19 protein-coding genes are annotated in these 18,533 nt (G+C 36.9%); 13 read left to right on the top strand and 6 right to left on the bottom strand.

The window, feature by feature from the left end:
• Position 1 precedes the first annotated feature (1 nt).
• Together MKY76_RS20360 and MKY76_RS20355 are read left to right on the top strand one after the other, a co-directional pair.
• Complete coding sequence (locus MKY76_RS20360) at positions 2–1,492, top strand: sodium:solute symporter family protein (protein WP_048394850.1); 1,491 nt, start codon at positions 2–4, stop codon at positions 1,490–1,492.
• 137 nt (positions 1,493–1,629) lie between these two features.
• On the top strand, positions 1,630–2,304 hold the full coding sequence (locus MKY76_RS20355; protein ID WP_054548995.1) for a hypothetical protein: 675 nt from the start codon (positions 1,630–1,632) through the stop codon (positions 2,302–2,304).
• A 56-nt stretch (positions 2,305–2,360) separates the two neighbouring features.
• On the opposite strand, the gene MKY76_RS20350 is transcribed toward MKY76_RS20355, so the two are convergent.
• Both MKY76_RS20350 and MKY76_RS20345 read right to left on the bottom strand, forming a co-directional pair.
• Positions 2,361–4,055: a HAMP domain-containing methyl-accepting chemotaxis protein gene (locus tag MKY76_RS20350; protein WP_342557088.1), complete on the bottom strand. Its 1,695-nt coding sequence runs from the start codon at positions 4,053–4,055 to the stop codon at positions 2,361–2,363.
• Positions 4,056–4,317: 262 nt separating this feature from the next.
• A complete protein-coding gene (locus MKY76_RS20345) occupies positions 4,318–5,313 on the bottom strand; it encodes a M23 family metallopeptidase (protein ID WP_081010945.1) in 996 nt (331 codons plus the stop codon).
• Positions 5,314–5,525: 212 nt separating this feature from the next.
• Between MKY76_RS20345 and MKY76_RS20340 the strand changes: the two genes are divergently transcribed.
• From MKY76_RS20340 to MKY76_RS20330, 3 genes are all read left to right on the top strand, one after another.
• A complete protein-coding gene (locus tag MKY76_RS20340) occupies positions 5,526–7,421 on the top strand; it encodes a PrkA family serine protein kinase (RefSeq protein WP_039884612.1) in 1,896 nt (631 codons plus the stop codon).
• Positions 7,422–7,660: 239 nt separating this feature from the next.
• Complete coding sequence (gene yhbH, locus MKY76_RS20335; protein ID WP_048394843.1) at positions 7,661–8,818, top strand: sporulation protein YhbH; 1,158 nt, start codon at positions 7,661–7,663, stop codon at positions 8,816–8,818.
• A gap of 44 nt (positions 8,819–8,862) precedes the next feature.
• Positions 8,863–10,266, top strand: a complete 1,404-nt coding sequence (locus MKY76_RS20330) for a SpoVR family protein (RefSeq protein ID WP_315061663.1) — start codon at positions 8,863–8,865, stop codon at positions 10,264–10,266.
• 202 nt (positions 10,267–10,468) lie between these two features.
• Here the strand turns inward: MKY76_RS20330 and MKY76_RS20325 are convergent, their stop codons facing one another.
• A complete protein-coding gene (locus tag MKY76_RS20325; protein ID WP_048394838.1) occupies positions 10,469–10,882 on the bottom strand; it encodes a hypothetical protein in 414 nt (137 codons plus the stop codon).
• A 196-nt stretch (positions 10,883–11,078) separates the two neighbouring features.
• On the opposite strand from MKY76_RS20325, the gene MKY76_RS20320 reads away from it, so the two are divergent.
• Positions 11,079–11,954 (top strand): radical SAM/SPASM domain-containing protein, encoded by an 876-nt coding sequence (locus tag MKY76_RS20320; protein ID WP_048394836.1) that lies wholly within the window; start codon positions 11,079–11,081, stop codon positions 11,952–11,954.
• A 41-nt stretch (positions 11,955–11,995) separates the two neighbouring features.
• Here MKY76_RS20320 and MKY76_RS20315 read toward each other — a convergent pair whose 3' ends face one another.
• Complete coding sequence (locus tag MKY76_RS20315; protein ID WP_004225641.1) at positions 11,996–12,385, bottom strand: helix-turn-helix transcriptional regulator; 390 nt, start codon at positions 12,383–12,385, stop codon at positions 11,996–11,998.
• Between the two features lie 211 nt (positions 12,386–12,596).
• On the opposite strand from MKY76_RS20315, the gene MKY76_RS20310 reads away from it, so the two are divergent.
• Positions 12,597–13,250, top strand: a complete 654-nt coding sequence (locus tag MKY76_RS20310; RefSeq protein WP_315061658.1) for a hypothetical protein — start codon at positions 12,597–12,599, stop codon at positions 13,248–13,250.
• 44 nt (positions 13,251–13,294) lie between these two features.
• On the opposite strand, the gene MKY76_RS20305 is transcribed toward MKY76_RS20310, so the two are convergent.
• Entirely contained in the window at positions 13,295–14,968 is a 1,674-nt protein-coding gene (locus tag MKY76_RS20305) for a ribonuclease J (protein WP_342557087.1), read from the bottom strand.
• 209 nt (positions 14,969–15,177) lie between these two features.
• On the opposite strand from MKY76_RS20305, the gene MKY76_RS20300 reads away from it, so the two are divergent.
• Positions 15,178–15,945, top strand: a complete 768-nt coding sequence (locus MKY76_RS20300) for a DUF2935 domain-containing protein (protein ID WP_257962118.1) — start codon at positions 15,178–15,180, stop codon at positions 15,943–15,945.
• A gap of 39 nt (positions 15,946–15,984) precedes the next feature.
• On the opposite strand, the gene MKY76_RS20295 is transcribed toward MKY76_RS20300, so the two are convergent.
• Complete coding sequence (locus MKY76_RS20295) at positions 15,985–16,479, bottom strand: L,D-transpeptidase family protein (protein WP_048394827.1); 495 nt, start codon at positions 16,477–16,479, stop codon at positions 15,985–15,987.
• Positions 16,480–16,613: 134 nt separating this feature from the next.
• Between MKY76_RS20295 and MKY76_RS20290 the strand changes: the two genes are divergently transcribed.
• From MKY76_RS20290 to MKY76_RS20270, 5 genes are all read left to right on the top strand, one after another.
• Positions 16,614–16,847, top strand: a complete 234-nt coding sequence (locus MKY76_RS20290) for a hypothetical protein (RefSeq protein WP_016993469.1) — start codon at positions 16,614–16,616, stop codon at positions 16,845–16,847.
• 44 nt (positions 16,848–16,891) lie between these two features.
• The gene (locus MKY76_RS20285; RefSeq protein ID WP_004225632.1) at positions 16,892–17,101 is read left to right on the top strand and encodes a hypothetical protein; all 210 of its coding nucleotides are present in this window, start codon (positions 16,892–16,894) and stop codon (positions 17,099–17,101) included.
• Positions 17,102–17,113: 12 nt separating this feature from the next.
• Complete coding sequence (locus tag MKY76_RS20280; protein WP_048394825.1) at positions 17,114–17,311, top strand: hypothetical protein; 198 nt, start codon at positions 17,114–17,116, stop codon at positions 17,309–17,311.
• Between the two features lie 78 nt (positions 17,312–17,389).
• A complete protein-coding gene (locus tag MKY76_RS20275; RefSeq protein ID WP_048394824.1) occupies positions 17,390–17,578 on the top strand; it encodes a cysteine-rich CWC family protein in 189 nt (62 codons plus the stop codon).
• 102 nt (positions 17,579–17,680) lie between these two features.
• Positions 17,681–18,265: a DUF305 domain-containing protein gene (locus tag MKY76_RS20270; protein WP_004225628.1), complete on the top strand. Its 585-nt coding sequence runs from the start codon at positions 17,681–17,683 to the stop codon at positions 18,263–18,265.
• Positions 18,266–18,533 lie beyond the last annotated feature (268 nt).

The following is an 18,533-nucleotide window of genomic DNA, read 5'->3' as shown; positions in this document are numbered from 1 at the left end:
AATGTTAAATATTATTATCTTTTGCTTATACTTATTATTTATCTATTATATTGGCTATAAAGGCTATAAGCGTGTCAACACAGCCGAGGATTTAATTGTTGCTGGCTGGAGCATGCCTTTATCCGTTGTAACGGGTAGTTTAGTTGCTGCATTATTAGCAGCTCCCTTCTTTTTTGCAGCGGTAGGCTCTGGCTATACAAGTGGTGGCTTTGAAGGTTCGGCAACAATGGGTGGTTTAGGGACTTGTATGATTCTTGGAGCACTCATTTGGACAAAGCCATTACGACGTTTAAAGGGCTGGACATTAGCAGATTACTACGGTTTACGCTATGGCAGTAAAAAGCTAGGAGCCTATACAGGGGTTGTTATGGCAATTGCTTTTGGAGTTTTTAATGCAGCGGCGTTAACAGTTGGTGGAACGTATATTATTCAGCAATTGTTGCAAATTGATTTTATACCTGCGGCGCTTCTATTTGTATCGCTAACGGCTATTTATTCAGTTATTGGTGGTTTATGGGCAGTAGCCTATACTGAAATCGTACAAGGTGCGCTTGCAGTGGCAGGTATTTTGGGTATTACCATTTTTATTTTGTTTTACTATCCAGACGTTACATTTAATCCCGAGTGGTGGAATATCAGTACATTATTTGAGAAGGCAGGAGCAGAATTCTGGACTTTGTATCTTGTACTAGCACTTGGAGATATCCCTGCAGTTGACCTTGGGCAGAGGGTAGCTGCTGCAAAAAGTCCACGGGTGGCACAACGAAGCATGATTATTGCTGGTATTATTGTCATTGCAATTAGCTGGATTCCAGGGATGCTAGGGGAAGCCTTTAAGTCTATTTATCCTGAAAGCACAAACCCAGAAACATTGATGCTTACCTTTGCACAAGGTTATTTTCCTCCTTTATTAGCAGCTATTTTCTTAACAGCCATGGCAGCCATGGGGATGTCTACAGTAGCTGCATGTTATGTAGCGACTTCAGGGATTGTGACAAAGAATATTTATTTAGATTTTATTAATCACAATCCTGATCCTAAGAAGCTATTAAGATTTTCGCGATCTATTATTCTAGCTAGTGCTTTATTAGGTTTAGTGCTAGCTGTAAGCTTCCAAAAAGTAATTGATTTAGCTTATTTAGCTTGGGATATTATATTCGTAACAATATTCTGGCCAATCGTTTTAGGACCATTTTGGAAACGTGTCAGTACACCAGCAGTTTGGGCAAGTATTTCCGTTGGCTTAGTTTATTACATTGTGACATCACTAACATTCGTACCTAGTCTGACAATCCAATCAGAAGGCTTCATAGGTCTATTAAATGAATTATGGCAGGCTCCTGTATTTTCAGGTGTTGTTATAACTGGTATCACAATTGTCGTGGTGAGCATACTCGTTCCGCCATCTGAGCATGTTCTTGAGATGCATAAAATAGAAAAAGATAAAACATTAGACGACGTAAGTAGTAAAGAAGAGCTAATTGGTCGTTAAAAGCAAAAGCACGGATTCATTGTAAAGTTCAATGAATTCGTGTTTTTTATTAGAATGAAACGATAGAATCAAGAATACTATTGCTAGTACATCATCTGAATTTTTCTAGTGATTATCTTGATAAAGGCGGGAATTGGATGAAAAATATTTTCTTCATTTTATTAGGGATTGTCTATCTTTATCTAGCAAATGCCATTGAATTAGTCATTATTAAGCAACTATTTTTTTTAATCGGGCTGGCTTTAGTCGGTCTAGGGAGTATCCGTTATTTAAAAGAGCGTTATATTGCCATACAAACTTTGACAGCCATGACGGAAGCTAGTGAGGAGGAGATAATGGCTATTCCTCATACACAATGTACAGTTTCCAATGATGCTTTAAATGCTTTACTGTTAAATGAACAGACAAACATGCTTATTTTCGCCCGAAGAGAAGCTTTAGACGAAGAACTAAAAATTATAGAGGTTCCATTTAACAGAATATATGAGGTTGCCATCATGGAAGATGAAGTATTTACGGTTAGAACAAAGAATCATCTAATGAGTGGTTCCTTACTTGCTGAAGCAGATGAAATAGAAGAAGAGGAGGTAGAAGAAGATACAATTTCACAGCTATCGCTAAAGTTAGTAGTAGATCATTTATCAGAGCCTATTCAAGAATATATGTTCATGGATAATAGTGAAGATCCAATATCAAAAGAGGAGGATGACTATAAAGAAGCCATAGAGCTTTGTGAGAAATGGTTTCAAAAGATAAGTGTTATTATTAAACGTCATGAACTGGAACGAGTGCCAATAAGTCATTGGCAATAAGAGAGAAGGCTATCTCAAAATAGAAAAATTTGAGATAGCCTTTGTTGTTTAGATGATTAAATTTTAAATTGCTGTAGCTGCGTATTTAACTCTTCGGCCATTCCAGCAAGCTGATTTGCACTTCTAGCGATTTCATCCATTGTAGCGGCGGTTTCCTCAACAGTTGCTGTTGTTTGCTCAACGCCAGCAGCGGATTCCTGTGAAATGGAGGCCATATCATCAATAGAAGCATTAATGGTTTCCGAATTTTGAGCAAGCTGATTTAAATTCGTTGTAATCGTTGAAATATTAACTATCATATCCCCAACAGCATCAGAAATTTTTTCAAATGTTTCATTAGTTTCATCGAGCTGTGTGGTTCCTCTTCTTACTTCCTCATAGCCAGTCTGAAGGGCAGATGTTACATTGCCAGTTTCACCTTGAATACGCTGGACAATTGTTGCAATATCCGTGACAGAGAACTGTACTTGCTCAGCAAGCTTTCGGACTTCATCTGCCACAACAGCAAAGCCCTTGCCATGCTCACCTGCTCGTGCTGCTTCGATTGCTGCATTTAATGCAAGTAAATTTGTTTGGTTTGAAATATCATCGATAACTGACACTAGCTTGGATATTTCGGCAGACTGTTCATTTAAATTTTCTACCTTTTTCACAGAGTCTAATACAATTTCATTTATTGTAGCCATTTGTTTGGTAGATTGCACCATTAAACTTTTCCCTGAAACCGTTAATTTTTGAACATGACTAGAATGTTCGCTTAATTCAATGCCCTCTTGTGTAGTTTCATGAATGCTACGCTTAAATGCTGTCATTGTTTCTGCCAAATCACCTGTGGTAGATGCTTGTGTTTCTGTACCAGATGCCAGCTCTTGCATCGTTACTGTAATTTGCTCAGTACCTGCTTGTACCTCATTCGATGATTGAGCAAGTTCTTCACTACTAGCTGCTACTGTTTCAGAAACCGAGTAGATAGACTGGATCGTTTGTTTTAATTTTTCGTTCATGTCATTGGCTGCTACCATTAATGTTCCAATTTCATCTCGGGCTTTTACAGGCAGAGGCTCTAGTTGCAAATTTCCATCTGCTAATTCTTTCATCCGGTCGGCTACTACTGTAACAGGTTTAGAGATGGTACTGGCTGTGATAAAGGCAATTAGAATACCAGCTATAGTTAGAATCAAGCTAAAGGCGATACCAATTGTTCGATTCTCAGAGCTAGTTGATACAACATCATTACCGACATCTGTAATGGCTTTAGCTCGTTCATCTGCCAGTTTTTCGTAACCATATCGCACTTTCGTTACGAGTTCATGTGTATCCATTAAATTTTCTAAAGCTAATTCTTTATTGCCCTTTTGGTAGATATCAAATACCTCTGTATTGACAAGGGTACTCCAATCACGAGCGATTACTACAAGTTGATCGCGTTCATCTGATTTTTCATATTTGTCTAGAATAGCATTATTTTCCTCAGCCATTTTGCGATACTCATCAAATGATTCTTTGTATTTTTCGTCGCCTGTCAACACATAATTTAACGCTGCAGATAGACGGACACTCATAGAGAGTGCTAAATTTTTACTTGCATTTAAAACAACTAAATCTTCTTTCACTAAATCTTTTGCCTGTTTTTCCATATTTGTATTGGAATTGTAAGTGTAGGTTGTAAAGCTAACTACTAAAACTAACAAAAGAATAAATGCACTTAAAATTCGTGTTTTAAGTGTTTTAAACTTGATAATGCCTTTCATTTTCCCATCCCTTTACTATCTCATTGAGAAATTTTTTCAACACAAGTATTATTTTATAACTAATTATGTGTATTAATAAGCCTTTCGATAGAAATATTTAAAAATAGTTTTTTAGTACAATGATATAATTATTTTCCTTTTCTTAATAGTTAAATATATATAGATGTCTAACAACTAATTTATATGTTTATGTAGAATTTCCTATATAGAAAGAAAATACACCTGAAGCAAAATGCTTCAAGTGCCATAAGTAAAGGATTCTCTATTGTTTTTGATTTTTCGCCTGGCGTTCCCACTGTAGAAGGGAAGGATAAGGGTCAAAAGCCCATTCAGTTTTTCCATTAAATTTATAAATACCATAATGGAGATGTGGAGGGAATTTGCCCGATGTACCTTCTTTCCCATATCCAGAGCTTCCAACATAGCCAAGAACAGTACCAGGTTTAACAATTGTACCTACTTCAATTTCCTTATGATAGCTACCGAGGTGGGCATAATAGTGGTAGGAATTATGATTGTCGCGAATACCAATACGCCAGCCACCAAATTGATTCCATCCTTTTACCTCCACTATTCCATAAGAGGTAGATAATACAGGCGTTCCATAGCTGGCAAAAATATCAGTTCCCTCATGAATACGGCGTCCACCCCAACCACGATTGGCGCCCCAAGTGCCCCTGTAACTGTAATCAGAGCGGATATTTAGCGGGAAGGTATGTGCATCAAGTTCTATAGTTTTAAAATGTCTGTACAATGTGGAGATGGTAAATATTTGATTGACTGCTTCTTCGCTTCCGTAATATTCCCATAATGCTAATTTAAAATCCTCATCTGTTGTTCCAAATTTCCCTAAATAACTAGCCATCGAAAAAATGACATCCTCATCATCCTTTGGACTAGCGATTCCATCATGATTACCGTCAAGGCCCATTCCTCCGAAATAGCTAATTGTCTCAGGAGAAGTGTCTTCCTTTACAGGATTTAATGCACCTGACCAGTATTCATCAGAAAATTGGATAGCCAAATAGCCTTCTCGTTTAGGGATGTCTTTACGAACTGATTGTAGGTTTCTCTCATACTGATCGATAGCAGCTAAAAAATGCCATGGAATGAGTAATTCATCGAATTGTACATAATAGGACATACGCTGCTGTAAAATTTCTTCTTCTGTAAGATCCTCCTTTGCAAAAGAGGCAGAAGGGTACAGCATAATCCCTAAAAATAAAAATGTGAAAAGAAATATAAAATGGCGATGCAATGATGGACCTCCTTTCTAACGTTAGAATAACCGAAATTTTTATCTTCATTCAGTAAGGTTCTATGTATGAAAACAGTTGATATATCGGCAATTTTTTTGCCCCCAAAAATAGAAATAATAAGAAGAAACTTCATCAAAGAAAAAGTAATGGTATCATCATGCCATTAACTTCATACTATGTTATAAATCAAGCCCTGAATGGAGGGAAGGCTATTAACATTTTAGATAAAGTGAAAAACTATCGCGAAGAAGAAAACAGGCTGAAGTGGGAAGGGACATTTGCAGATTATTTAAACATCATTAGGGAAAGACCTGAAGTTGCTCAAACAGCCCATTCACGCGTCTACAATATGATAAAAAGTTCTGGTGTAGAGGAACGCGATGGGCAAAAAATGTACAAATTTTTCGGACAAGAAATTTTTGGGCTTGAAACAGCAATTGAAAGACTGGTGGAGGAATATTTCCATCCAGCAGCACGCAGGTTAGATGTTAGAAAACGTATTTTATTATTAATGGGACCAGTTAGTGGTGGTAAATCAACTATCGTTACCTTACTAAAACGCGGATTAGAGCAATATTCGCGAACTGATGAAGGTGCAGTTTACGCAATTAAGGGATGTCCAATGCATGAAGATCCGCTCCATTTAATTCCACATCATTTGCGTAATGAGTTCTTTGAGGAATATGGGATTAGAATTGAAGGAAGTTTATCGCCTTTAAATACAATGCGTCTTGAAAAGGAATACGATGGACGCATTGAAAATGTAATGATTGAACGTATTACTTTTTCAGAAGATAAACGTGTGGGTATAGGGACATTTACACCATCAGACCCTAAATCACAGGATATTGCAGATTTAACAGGAAGTATTGATTTTTCTACAATTGGTGAATTTGGTTCAGAGTCGGATCCTCGTGCTTACCGCTTTGATGGGGAGCTGAATAAGGCCAATAGAGGAATGATGGAATTCCAGGAGATGCTAAAACTAGATGAAAAATTCTTATGGAATTTATTATCATTAACGCAGGAAGGAAATTTCAAAGCAGGAAGATTTGCTTTAATTAGTGCAGATGAGTTAATCGTTGCTCATACAAATGAAACAGAGTATCGTTCATTTATTTCGAACAAAAAGAATGAGGCATTACATTCTCGAATTATCGTTATGCCAATTCCCTACAACCTCAAAGTTAGTCAGGAAGAGCATATTTATGAAAAGATGATAAAAGAGAGCGATATGTCCCATGTCCATATTGCACCGCATGCTTTAAAGGCCGCAGCAATCTTTTCGGTTCTCACTCGTTTGGAAGTTCCGAAAAAACAAGGTGTGGATCTAATTAAAAAAATGCGCTTGTACGACGGAGAAAATGTGGAGGGATTTAATTCCGTTGACTTAGAGGAGCTGAAGAAAGAGTTCCCGAATGAAGGCATGAACGGTATTGATCCACGCTATATTATTAACCGTATTTCTTCTGCTATTATCCGCAAAGAGATACCATCGATAAATGCATTAGACGTTTTACGAGCATTGAAGGATGGGTTAGATCAGCATGCATCGATTTCTCAAGAGGATCGTGAAAAATACATGAATTACATTGCGGTTGCTCGTAGAGAATATGATGAGATTGCTAAAAATGAAGTACAAAAGGCTTTTGTGTACTCCTATGAGGAATCGGCAAAAACATTGATGAATAACTACCTTGATAATGTAGAGGCATTCTGTAATAAAAATAAAATTTATGATCCACTTACTGGGGAAGAAATGAATCCAGATGAAAAATTAATGCGCTCGATTGAGGAGCAAATTGGCATTTCAGAAAATGCTAAAAAGGCATTCCGTGAAGAGATTCTCATTCGAATTTCTGCCTATGCACGAAAAGGTAAACGTTTTGATTATAATTCTCATGAAAGATTACGAGAGGCCATTCAGAAGAAATTATTTGCAGATTTAAAAGATATCGTTAAAATTACTACTTCTTCTAAAATGCCAGATGAATCTCAACTGAAGAAGATTAATGAGGTTGTGGCAAGGCTTGTTGATGAACATGGCTATAATACAACATCAGCAAATGAGTTGCTACAGTATGTAGGAAGTTTGCTCAATCGATAACTTGATGTGCATTGTTCCAATTAAGATAGGAGTGTCCCATTTTTAGGGCACTCCTTTTATTATCAGGAGGAGAAGATGTCCGAGACTTTGAAGAGATACTTTAGAGCATGGTCGAAAAAAATCTGGACGTTTGAGGCGTGATTGATAAATATACAATTGATTTTATGAAAAAAGTTCAAAAATTTAGCTCACAAGCATAGTATAGAAAAAGCGAATTTGATAGATGGGTGAGGATAAAAATGACTGAACACGAAAATAAACGCTTTGTCATTTCTCAGGAAAATTGGTCCCTCCATCGTAAAGGGCACCAGGACCAACAACGCCATATGGAAAAAGTGAAAGATGCGATTAAAAATAATTTACCTGATTTAGTTAGCGAAGAAAGTATTGTGATGTCCAATGGTCGCGAGGTTATTAAGATACCAATTCGGTCACTTGATGAATATAAAATTCGATATAACTATGATAACTCTAAGCATGTAGGGCAGGGACAAGGGGATAGTAGTGTTGGAGATGTAGTAGCGCGGGATGGCAGTAAGGCCAATCAGGCTCCAGGTAAAGGAAAAGAAGCGGGTGACAAGCCTGGCCAAGATTATTATGAAGCGGAAGTCAGTATTGAGGAAATTCAAAATGTTTTATTTCATGAACTAGAGTTACCTAATTTACAGCAAAAAGAAAAGGCAGATATTAAAACAGAAAAAATAGAGTTTAATGATATTCGTAAAAAAGGACTCATGGGTAATGTCGATAAAAAGCGTACCATTTTAAATGCATTAAAGCGCAATGCGATGCATGGGAAAGCAGAAATAACGCCAATCCACAATGACGATTTACGTTTTAAAACATGGGATGAAGTGGAGAAGCCAGAATCCAAAGCAGTAGTGCTCGCCATGATGGATACAAGTGGCTCAATGGGCGCATTTGAAAAATATTGTGCGAGAAGCTTCTTCTTTTGGATGACGAAGTTTTTACGGTCAAAATATGAAACAGTAGAAATTGAATTTATTGCTCATCATACTGAGGCAAAGGTTGTCACAGAAGAGGAGTTTTTTACAAAGGGCGAAAGTGGTGGAACCATTTGTTCTTCAGCTTATAAAAAGGCATTGGAATTAATTCAGGATAAATATCATCCGTCTCGCTACAATATTTATCCTGTCCATTTTTCAGATGGTGAAAATATATCCATGGACAATGAAAAGTGCTTGAAGTTAGTAGGAGAGTTAATGGATGTATCCAGCATGTTTGGCTATGGTGAGGTGAATCAGCATAACCGTTTCTCAACGCTTATGTATACGTATAAAAAAATTGATGATCCTAAATTCAGATACCATATTTTGAGAAAAAAAGGCGATGTGTATGACGCCTTAAAGAGCTTTTTCAAGAAAAGTGAAGAGTAACATGGAAATATCCTCAGCACCACGTTCAAAGGAGGGGGCGTAAAATGGACACAAAAGAGCTTCATCGTGCAATAGATGAAATTACCGAAATTGCCTCAAGCTTTGGCTTAGATTTTTATCCAATGCGTTATGAAATTTGTCCAGCAGATATTATTTATACATTTGGCGCCTACGGTATGCCCACGCGCTTTTCCCATTGGAGCTTTGGAAAACAATTTCATAAAATGAAGCTTCAATATGATTTAGGACTTAGTCAGATTTATGAGCTTGTCATTAATTCAAATCCTTGCTATGCATTTTTACTCGATACCAATACTTTAACCCAAAATAAATTGATTATTGCCCATGTTCTAGCACACTGCGATTTCTTCAAAAATAATATACGTTTTTCTAATACAAGAAGAGATATGGTAGAAAGTATGACCGCAACTGCGGAGCGAATAGCTGGCTATGAGAGAGAGTATGGCAAGGATGAGGTGGAGCAGTTTTTAGATGCTGTTTTAGCTATTCAAGAACATATTGATCCATCAATTTTAAGACCGAAGCTATCCTGGAGTGAGGAGGATGAGCTTGAGGAGGAAAAACCACCAACAAAATCACCGTATGATGATTTATGGAGTATAGAAGAAAAAGAAAAAGTTTATAAACCAATTCGACGCAGATTAAAGCAATTTCCTCCTCAGCCAGAAAAGGACCTGTTGTTATTCTTAGAGGAACATAGCCGTGAATTGGAAGACTGGCAACGAGATATATTAACAATGATGCGAGAGGAAATGCTTTATTTTTGGCCTCAATTAGAGACTAAAATAATGAACGAGGGTTGGGCCTCATTCTGGCATCAACGAATCATGCGGGAGCTAAAGTTAACTACTGCTGAAACTATCGAATATGCCAAATTAAATGCGGGGGTTGTGCAGCCCTCCAAAACATCGATTAATCCATATTATCTTGGGATTAAAATTTTCGAGGATATTGAAAATCGCTATAATAATCCTACCGAGGAAATGAAACGGTTAGGTGTTTTGCCAAATACGGGACGTGAAAAGATTTTTGAGGTAAGAGAGGTAGAATCAGATATTTCCTTTATTCGAAACTATTTAACAAAGGATTTAGCGAAGCGTGAAGATTTGTACTTGTTCCAAAAGAAAGGGAATGAATACCGTATAACGGATAAGGATCATGAGATGGTTCGCGATCAACTCGTATCCATGCGTGTAAACGGAGGCTTCCCATATATTGTTGTAAAAAATGGCGATTATTTGCGGAATGGCGAGCTATATTTAGTTCATGGCTATGAAGGGATGGAGTTAGATCCACACTATTTAGAAAATGTATTACCTTATATTTACCAGCTATGGGGACGTCCTGTTCATTTAGAAACCTTTGTCGATAAAAAGCCGATGCTCTATTCATATGACGGCACAAAAAATTATAAACGCAATGTATAATAAAAAAACTTCTATCTGTTGAGGGTACCATCAAGCAGATAGAAGTTTTTTTATCGTGTCAAAAAACAAAACCATCAATAGTATTTTTTTTGAAAGGTCAACAATCGGTTGCAGGCTACTTGCTTTCCAGTGGCAGAGCACAGAGCCTCTTCGTGTAAAATGGCCTTTTTTTTGCTACTGACATGATCTTTTTGAAACCAATCTACTCATCTTCTTCAGTTAATACATCAGTTTCTTCATTACTTTCACTATGGTTAGAGGATGAATGAATATCACTTTCAATGACAAGACTATCCCGTACTTTAATGCCTTGTTGCCCACCAGCCTCGTCATTATTATTACCAGCAATACCACTTCTTCCATTACCGTCAGCAAATTGCGAATTGACGTTGCGTGTGTGACTACCGTTACTAGCATTTTGTCCACCTTGGTTGGCATTTGTGCCTACATCATGATTGATTTGGCCTCCGCCTTCTGCACGTTGCTCAAAGTGAAAATCTGTATTTCCTATATTGAATGTGAAGTTTATTGTTATATGATTTTTCCCTTGTTTGTTAGAGGATTCCTGCTCAGGTTCGTCAGGTCCATAAAATTTTTTAGAATTAAAACCAGACATCGTTTCTCCTCCCTTCCTTTCCTATTACTATTAAGATATTAGCGCTTCTTGAACCCACCTGTACGTGTAGCCATGTTACCTAGAGAAAAGGTAGGAGTGTCCAGAGGGAAGCTCAACGATTTTTGCTATCTATCCAATAAATTTGTTAAAATGAATGAGATTTGATTATTTAGTGAATGGGAACGGAGAAGCAACATTGAGAACATTTAAAAAGGTTTATATAGAAATTACGAGTGTTTGTAATTTAGCATGTAGTTTTTGTCCACCTACAGCGCGTGCAAAGGGGCTTATAAAAGTCGAACAATTTAATAAAATATTAGATGAAATTCGTCCACATACAAAATATATTTATTTGCATGTGAAAGGAGAGCCATTACTACATCCAAGAATTGATCAGCTATTAGACGCTGCCCATGCAAAAGGATTCAAAGTCAATATTACAACGAATGGTACGCTAATCAAAAAAAATCGCGAGAAAATATTAGGAAAGCCAGCATTACGTCAAATTAATTTCTCGTTGCATAGCTTTGATGGGCATGAAGGCTCTGAAAATCGTGAAAAATATTTAGAGGATATATTGGATTTTGTGCGAGATTCTAGGGAATACAATACGATTATTTCCTATCGTTTATGGAATCTACAACAGGATCATGTTTCGGATGTTGCAGCTCGTCGCAACCGCGAGACTTTAGAAATATTAGAAAATGAGTATCATCTTGATTATCGTATAGAAGAAAAAGTAGAACCTGGTAAAGGGGTAAAAATTGCGCCTCATGTATATTTAAATCAGGATCATGAGTTTAGATGGCCAAGTCTCCTAGAGCCAGAGGATGAAGGTAAGGGTTTTTGCCATGCACTGCGTAGTCAAGCAGCTATATTGGTGGATGGTACCGTAGTACCTTGCTGTTTGGATGGGGAAGGTGTCATTAATTTAGGAAATGTACATGAAAAATCCTTCTCCGACATTGTAGAAGGGGAGCGTGCCAATAAGATTGTTGAAGGCTTCTCGAGAAGAGAAGCTGTGGAAGAATTATGTAGAAAATGTGGCTATCGTCAAAAGTTTGGTATGTAGCTACTAAAAGTTACTTTGAAATAAAAAAGCAGCTCCAATGGTCATTGACCGTTAGAGCTGTTTTTCTTTGATTGAGAATCAATCGTATCTAAAAAATCCTTCGTTATACGAACTACATATTTTACCTCGTCTAAATTTCGTTCTCTTAATAATGAGCGATGAATGTCTAGCATGAGGTTTTTCTCCTCAATATCAGTAACGCCAGATAATTTTTGAAAATTAAATAGCTCCTCAGGGGTAATGTCTAATGCCTTCATGATTGTTTCCAAAGTACTTAAGGTAATATTAGATTGTCCATGCTCAATATTGGAAACTCTTCCTTTACTGAAACCTAACTTCCCTGTTCTTTCAGCCACTTCTTCTTGGCTAAGTCCTTTAGATAATCGAATAATCCGAAGTTGTTCACCTACTAGCTTTAAAAAATCTGACATATGATTCACCTCTATGTTAAAAGCTAGTGAAAAACAATGGAAATGACTATACTATTATAGTGGTATAATAGAGAAAAAGTTACATTAAAATGGTACAATCTTTAGAGTAATACTTTTATCCAGACAAATGACCTAAATAAATAACTAGGTATGCGTTAATGAAGATTGTATTTAGGGTATTAATTGGGACAGAGGATTGGAGGGTTCATACATGGTGAAGCAGTTTTTTTTAGAAGAAATAGCAAAAGTCCAAATTGGTCATTTAATTTTGAACGATCAATGTTTTACTAGGGAAGGTACTCCTTTTATCACCAAAGCAACACTTTTGAAATTATTGGTAGATGATGATGCTAGTCAAGTGCCAAAGATTGATCACACGGTTGATTCATTAAATTTGTCACTGGTACCTGCAAAAAGCATTCTTCTCAACAAATTAAATTTAAAGGAAACCATTATTTATCAATGTAAAAAAGCTGTGTGCATCGGTCATGATATCATTGCCATTATTCCAAATGAATCCATTGTTGTTAGTGACTATTTATTTCACTTTTTTAAATGGTATCAAATAAATAAAGAGAGGCGTCATATCCTTCGTATAATAATTGAATTACCTCCTCTTGATATACAGCATAGAGCAGCTCAACTATTAAACGCTATTCAACATTTATTAATGAATAAAGATTCTTTAGTCACAGCGGTGGAAAAACTTCCACAGTATTTCGATAATGTATCAAAACAAGTAAATCAGCATTCAAAAAACTTACATCATAGCTTTGAACAGCTCCAATATTTATATGCTGATATGTTACATAAGGTTTATAATGGAGATTTATTAAATGATTCCTTTCAAAGGTTGAGCAATTAACATAAGTCGGTGCAAATGGATTGGGCAATCCTTGCACCGACTTGTTAAATTTCAATAATAATTGGTAAAATCATGGGCTTTCTTTTTGTTTGGGTAAATAAATATTGTCCAACAGCTCTTTTAATTTCTCGGCGAAGGACATGTATTTGCTGTCTGCCCTCTTCTTGAAGCTCATTGACGATTTCTTTGGTAAGCACATTGACTTTAGTTAACAGTGCCTCGAAATCTTTAGCATAAACAAAACCACGTGAAATGGTATCGGGTTCTGAAATAAAAGCTCCGTCAGCTTTATTGAGTGTCAACATAATAACAAGCATTCCGTCTTCTGAAAGTTGCTTGCGATCACGGAGGACAATACCTTCCACCTCACCAATGCCAATCCCATCAACATAGGTATCCCCAGCAGGAATTTTCCGTGTCTGCCTTGCCTTTGAATTTTCAATATCAACTACATCACCATTTTTCATAATAAATGTATGTCCCTTTTGAACGCCAATAGATTCTGCTAATAAACGATGTTGATGTAACATACGATACTCACCATGAATAGGGATGAAGAATTTAGGCTTCATAAACGTCAGCATAAGTTTCAAGTCCTCTTGATGACCATGTCCTGATACATGCATACCTGTATGACTGGAAGAACCATAAATAACCTTAGCACCAAGCTGAAATAAATTGTCTACAATGCGAGAAACGCCCTTTTCATTACCTGGGATTGGTGAAGCCGCAAGAATGACTGTATCGTCTGGTAAAACCTTAATTTCACGATGATTACCATTTGCTATTCTTGCTAGTGCAGCTAGAGGCTCACCTTGGCTACCTGTGCAGAGGACCACGACCTCTTCTGGTGGGAGGTATTTGACCTCTCGTGCATCAATTAACAGATCTTCTGGTACAAATAAATAACCTCGTTCAATCGCGACATCAACGACATTGACCATGCTACGCCCTACTAAAGCTAGCTTCCTATTGGTGGTAATTGCAGCATGTACGATTTGTTGGATGCGATTAACATTTGAAGCAAATGTTGAGATGATTACTTTTCGTTCAGCATGTAAAAAGGCTTCCTCGATATGATGCCCTACAAGTTGCTCAGAAGGGGTCAAACCTGGTCTTTCTGCATTTGTACTTTCTGAAATAAGGACAAGCACACCCTTTGAACCGATTTCAGCCATTTTATGAATATCAGCAAACTGGTTGTTAACGGGCGTTAGATCAAATTTAAAGTCTCCCGTATGGACAACATTTCCTTCAGGGGTAGCTAAAACGATTCCTAAACAATCGGGTATACTATGATTGGTTCTAAAGAAACTAATATCGATTTGTCCTAAATGTAGTGCTGAATCAGCATGAATTTCAATTAAATCCGTTTCTCTTAAAAGTTTATGTTCCTTAAGCTTTAACTCAATAAGTCCGAGGGTGAATCGGGTAGCATACACAGGGACGTTTAATTTTTTTAATAAATAGGGAATTCCACCAATATGATCCTCATGTCCATGTGTGACAATTAATGCCTTAATTTTCTCCTTATTATCAAGTAAAAACGTAATATCAGGAATGATTAAATCAATTCCGAGCAGGGTTTCATCCGGAAATTTTGCTCCACAATCAATAATAATTATGTCATCTGCATATTGTACTACATACATATTTTTACCAATTTCATTTATCCCACCTAGGGCGAATATGGATAATAGCTGTTTACTTGTTGACACGTATTTCCCTCCTATAGTTTTAAATAAAGCCATCTAAATGGTTTTGCCATAGGTAGTATAGCTTTTAGCATTTCATCCTATACGAAATTTACAGTAAGACTAATTGTATAGCACGAAGAATAGAATGGGGAGATAACAGAAAGCAAAGACAGCTCGAGGGAAGTTTTTTAGTTTATTTCTCTAAAATCAAGATAAGAGGAGGTAGACCTTTGTCAAATTTTGTGCAACATGCCATTTTCGAGCATAGATTTTGGCTAGAAATCATGCAAAACCACGCTCAATTTATTCATGACGCCCTTTATCCCTCAGAAGAAGAAGATATTCAAAGAGCCCATACGTATATTTATCAATTCTCGCAGCTACTTACCTATGTCCCTTCACTCGATGATTCAAATGCTGTATCCTTTTCAGTGTCCGTGGACGACAATGTTGAGCAATTTAAGCAGTTCAAGCTTCGTCTACTCAGACATCAACTATTGGGGGATATTGGGATTCATTTAACGCCTACGTTTGTCAATCATATGGTTAATGAATTAGAAGAATATCAAAATGTGCTGGGTTATTTAAAAAAAGGAGAAGCACCACCTATTTTTCATGAGCTTCATCATCATTTAGTTTGGCTTTTAGATGCCTCCGGTCATGCAGGCATTATTAATGATGATTTAGATGGTGTTGAGAAGCGTTTGAAGCAAAAGAGCCATGAGTTTGCTCAACACTTTGAGCAATTTTATTTAAAGGCTGTTGAATTAACAGGCTATTTACGTACGAATATGAATTCCTTTCCTGCTTTAAAACGCTTTAGTAAAGATGTTGAGCTTGAAATGACATTATTTAAAACATTTTTAAGAGAGCTAGAAGAGATGGAGCTAAGTGCAGAGGTGCTAGGTACATTTACAGCTCCTATGGCGGATCATATGTGGCGTGAGGAGCAATACTATTTAACGAAGCTCGCACAGGCTAGAGAACAAGATAAGTAAAACAAGAGGCTATCTAAACTAACTAGATAGCCTTTTAAGTTAGGGATGAATCACTACTTCTGTACCTATTGGCACAATACTGGCTAGCTCTTCAACATCTCGATTTTGCATGCGGATACACCCATGTGAAACAGCATGCCCAATAGAGCTAGGATCATTTGTGCCATGAATTCCGTAGTGTTGTTTAGAAAGACTCATCCACATCGTGCCAAAAGGACCACCAGGGTTTGGCGCTTTATTGATGATCATAAAACTACCTACTGGTGTTTCGTGAAGCATGCGTCCAACTGCAATTGGGTATTGTTTTTGAAGGATATTGTCTCTATATAAACGGAGCCAGCGATTGTTGGTAGATATCTCAATACGGTAAGGAATTGTGTCGGGCTCAGGCAAGCCAGGGATGACGATTTGTTGACCCATGAAAAGATGATCAGGCTGAATTCCTGGATTAGCAGCGAGAATGGATGCCAAAGATGTACGGTAATCTTGAGAAATTTGAGTAAGGGTTTCACCAGCTTTGACAGTATGAATCAATTATTGTTCCCTCCAATGCAAAGATTTATTGCTCTACTATATGCATCAGATGTTTTATGTAATTTTAGGAATGCAAGGTTTTTCAGTTTCTGGACAGAATAAGCAGTGACATTGCAGGATTAAGGGGCATAAAGATGAAGGAATTTAAAATTACGTATTTTTTTGATGAGGTACATTATGTACGAAGATTCATTTTTATTGAATCGCAACAAGAGGCAGAAAAATTAGTGAAAAATGAACGTGATCAATATATCTCCTTTACGGATAGTAGGGGGATATACCATGAACTGCACACAAAACATGTACGAGTTATTCAAATAGCTGAGTATCATCGAATTGATAAAAGTGCGAAAGAGAAAGACACATAATCTGTTCAGCATTACACACATTATAGGAAAAGGAGTGTGACAGAATGGACATCGAAAAAATACCACATGAAAAGAAAATGTTCATGAATTTAAATAGTAAGGACAAGCCTGACATGGTTGAATCAGATACGATTAGTCTTTTCGATCTGCATGAGGATATGCAAACTGTAGATGCCATTCCGATAGAGGAACTCAATAAGCGTGTAAAAAGAGAAGGCGACGAATTAATTGAAATGCAGCCAGATGAATTATAGGAGGTAAAAATGATGAATCGTGAAAAAGACATCCAGTTTACATCTGCAGGCACAAATATTAACGAAGTGAAGCAAAAAAATGCAGAGGCAGGATTATCCTATAATGAAGTGAAGGCCCTGTTAGCAAAAAGTGGCGGACGTGGAACATCTATTTATAGTGACACTGACATTGAAGAAGTAAAACAAGATATACACAAGCATCAACATTAAAGTTTTGGGAGGAGCAAGGTATTGAGCGCTCTTCCCTTTTTATTTTACAATGATGAAAAATAAAGGAGTTGTAAAAGCATGTCAACTGGAGAAATAAAATGTCCATTATGCGGAGGCGAAAACCATTGTGGCGTGGCAAAAGGTGAAAAAGAGTGCTGGTGTATGACAGTTAGCATTCCAGAAACCCTGTTAACTACAGTGCAAAGAGAGCCAAATCTATGCATTTGTTCAACATGCATAGCTACATATAAGAAAGAGCAAGTATAGTTTTTTACGATGATAAAGGTTGGTAAAAATTGAGCAATTGGTACAATTGTCTATCGCACAACAACCTAGCAGGCATACATTACTCTGAAAGGAGTGTGTCTAATGGCTAAACCAATTGAACTCAGTAATGTGACAAAGGCATATTTAGAGGAATATCAGCGAATCCTCAAAAAAATGATGCAGGGTATGACCTATGTAACCATTACTTGTAGTATCTCAGAAAATTTTATTAAGCAAATCATCCCTCATCAAGTTGCAGCAATACAAATGTCTGAAAATGTTTTACGTTATACAACGAATATACCTGTGCAAAATCTCGCCTTAGAAATCATTCGCACACATACAGAAATGGTTGAGAGTCTTGAAGCGATACAAAATCGATGTTGTGTCGTACAAAATTCAGAGTATGAATTATACGAGTATATGTGTGCTTACAAAGAAATTACAGAAGCTATGTTCAACGCAATGTGTGCTCCACCAGTCTCTAATAGCATTAATATCAATTATCTTCGGGAAATGATCGTCCATCATCAGGGTGGTATACGACTGGCACAAAATGTGCTTAGATTCTGCATCTGTCAAGAGTTAATTCCAATCCTACGTTGCATGATTCAAACGTTGTGTGAGCAACTAGAAGCCATGGAAAAGCTACTGGATAGCTTACAAAATTGCGATTGCGAGTGCTAGCACTAACGAGAAGTTTATATGGGAAGAAGGCGCTAAATCAATCGGGATTTTAGCGCTTTTTCTGCGTAAAGACAGTGTTTAACTAAGAAAATAAGAAATTGTCAATAAAGTGGACGGAAAAATAATAAAGTGTAAAGAATTAAATGAGAATCTATTTTTGTTATTCTATTGTTGGTAAAATATATATGTTTTATTAGTTGAAGGTAATGAAGAGAAATCTATAATTGGCTTTAAAATATTGGTAATTTTATTTTACTTGAATACAACT

It is taken from the genome of Lysinibacillus sp. FSL P4-0201, assembly GCF_038593425.1.
Taxonomy (GTDB): domain Bacteria; phylum Bacillota; class Bacilli; order Bacillales_A; family Planococcaceae; genus Lysinibacillus; species Lysinibacillus capsici.
The sequence above is the reverse complement of the archived record's forward strand: the minus strand, read 5'-3'. Positions and strand labels throughout refer to the sequence as shown.

What these genes read in the sequence shown, in the direction of transcription:
- MKY76_RS20360 (WP_048394850.1), top strand. Translation starts at nt 2, where the DNA reads ATGTTAAATATTATTATCTTTTGCTTATACTTATTATTTATCTATTAT.
- MKY76_RS20355 (WP_054548995.1), top strand. Translation starts at nt 1,630, where the DNA reads ATGAAAAATATTTTCTTCATTTTATTAGGGATTGTCTATCTTTATCTA.
- MKY76_RS20350 (WP_342557088.1), bottom strand. Translation starts at nt 4,055, where the DNA reads ATGAAAGGCATTATCAAGTTTAAAACACTTAAAACACGAATTTTAAGT.
- yhbH (WP_048394843.1), top strand. Translation starts at nt 7,661, where the DNA reads ATGACTGAACACGAAAATAAACGCTTTGTCATTTCTCAGGAAAATTGG.
- MKY76_RS20330 (WP_315061663.1), top strand. Translation starts at nt 8,863, where the DNA reads ATGGACACAAAAGAGCTTCATCGTGCAATAGATGAAATTACCGAAATT.
- MKY76_RS20325 (WP_048394838.1), bottom strand. Translation starts at nt 10,882, where the DNA reads ATGTCTGGTTTTAATTCTAAAAAATTTTATGGACCTGACGAACCTGAG.
- MKY76_RS20315 (WP_004225641.1), bottom strand. Translation starts at nt 12,385, where the DNA reads ATGTCAGATTTTTTAAAGCTAGTAGGTGAACAACTTCGGATTATTCGA.
- MKY76_RS20310 (WP_315061658.1), top strand. Translation starts at nt 12,597, where the DNA reads ATGGTGAAGCAGTTTTTTTTAGAAGAAATAGCAAAAGTCCAAATTGGT.
- MKY76_RS20290 (WP_016993469.1), top strand. Translation starts at nt 16,614, where the DNA reads ATGAAGGAATTTAAAATTACGTATTTTTTTGATGAGGTACATTATGTA.
- MKY76_RS20285 (WP_004225632.1), top strand. Translation starts at nt 16,892, where the DNA reads ATGGACATCGAAAAAATACCACATGAAAAGAAAATGTTCATGAATTTA.
- MKY76_RS20280 (WP_048394825.1), top strand. Translation starts at nt 17,114, where the DNA reads ATGAATCGTGAAAAAGACATCCAGTTTACATCTGCAGGCACAAATATT.
- MKY76_RS20275 (WP_048394824.1), top strand. Translation starts at nt 17,390, where the DNA reads ATGTCAACTGGAGAAATAAAATGTCCATTATGCGGAGGCGAAAACCAT.
- MKY76_RS20270 (WP_004225628.1), top strand. Translation starts at nt 17,681, where the DNA reads ATGGCTAAACCAATTGAACTCAGTAATGTGACAAAGGCATATTTAGAG.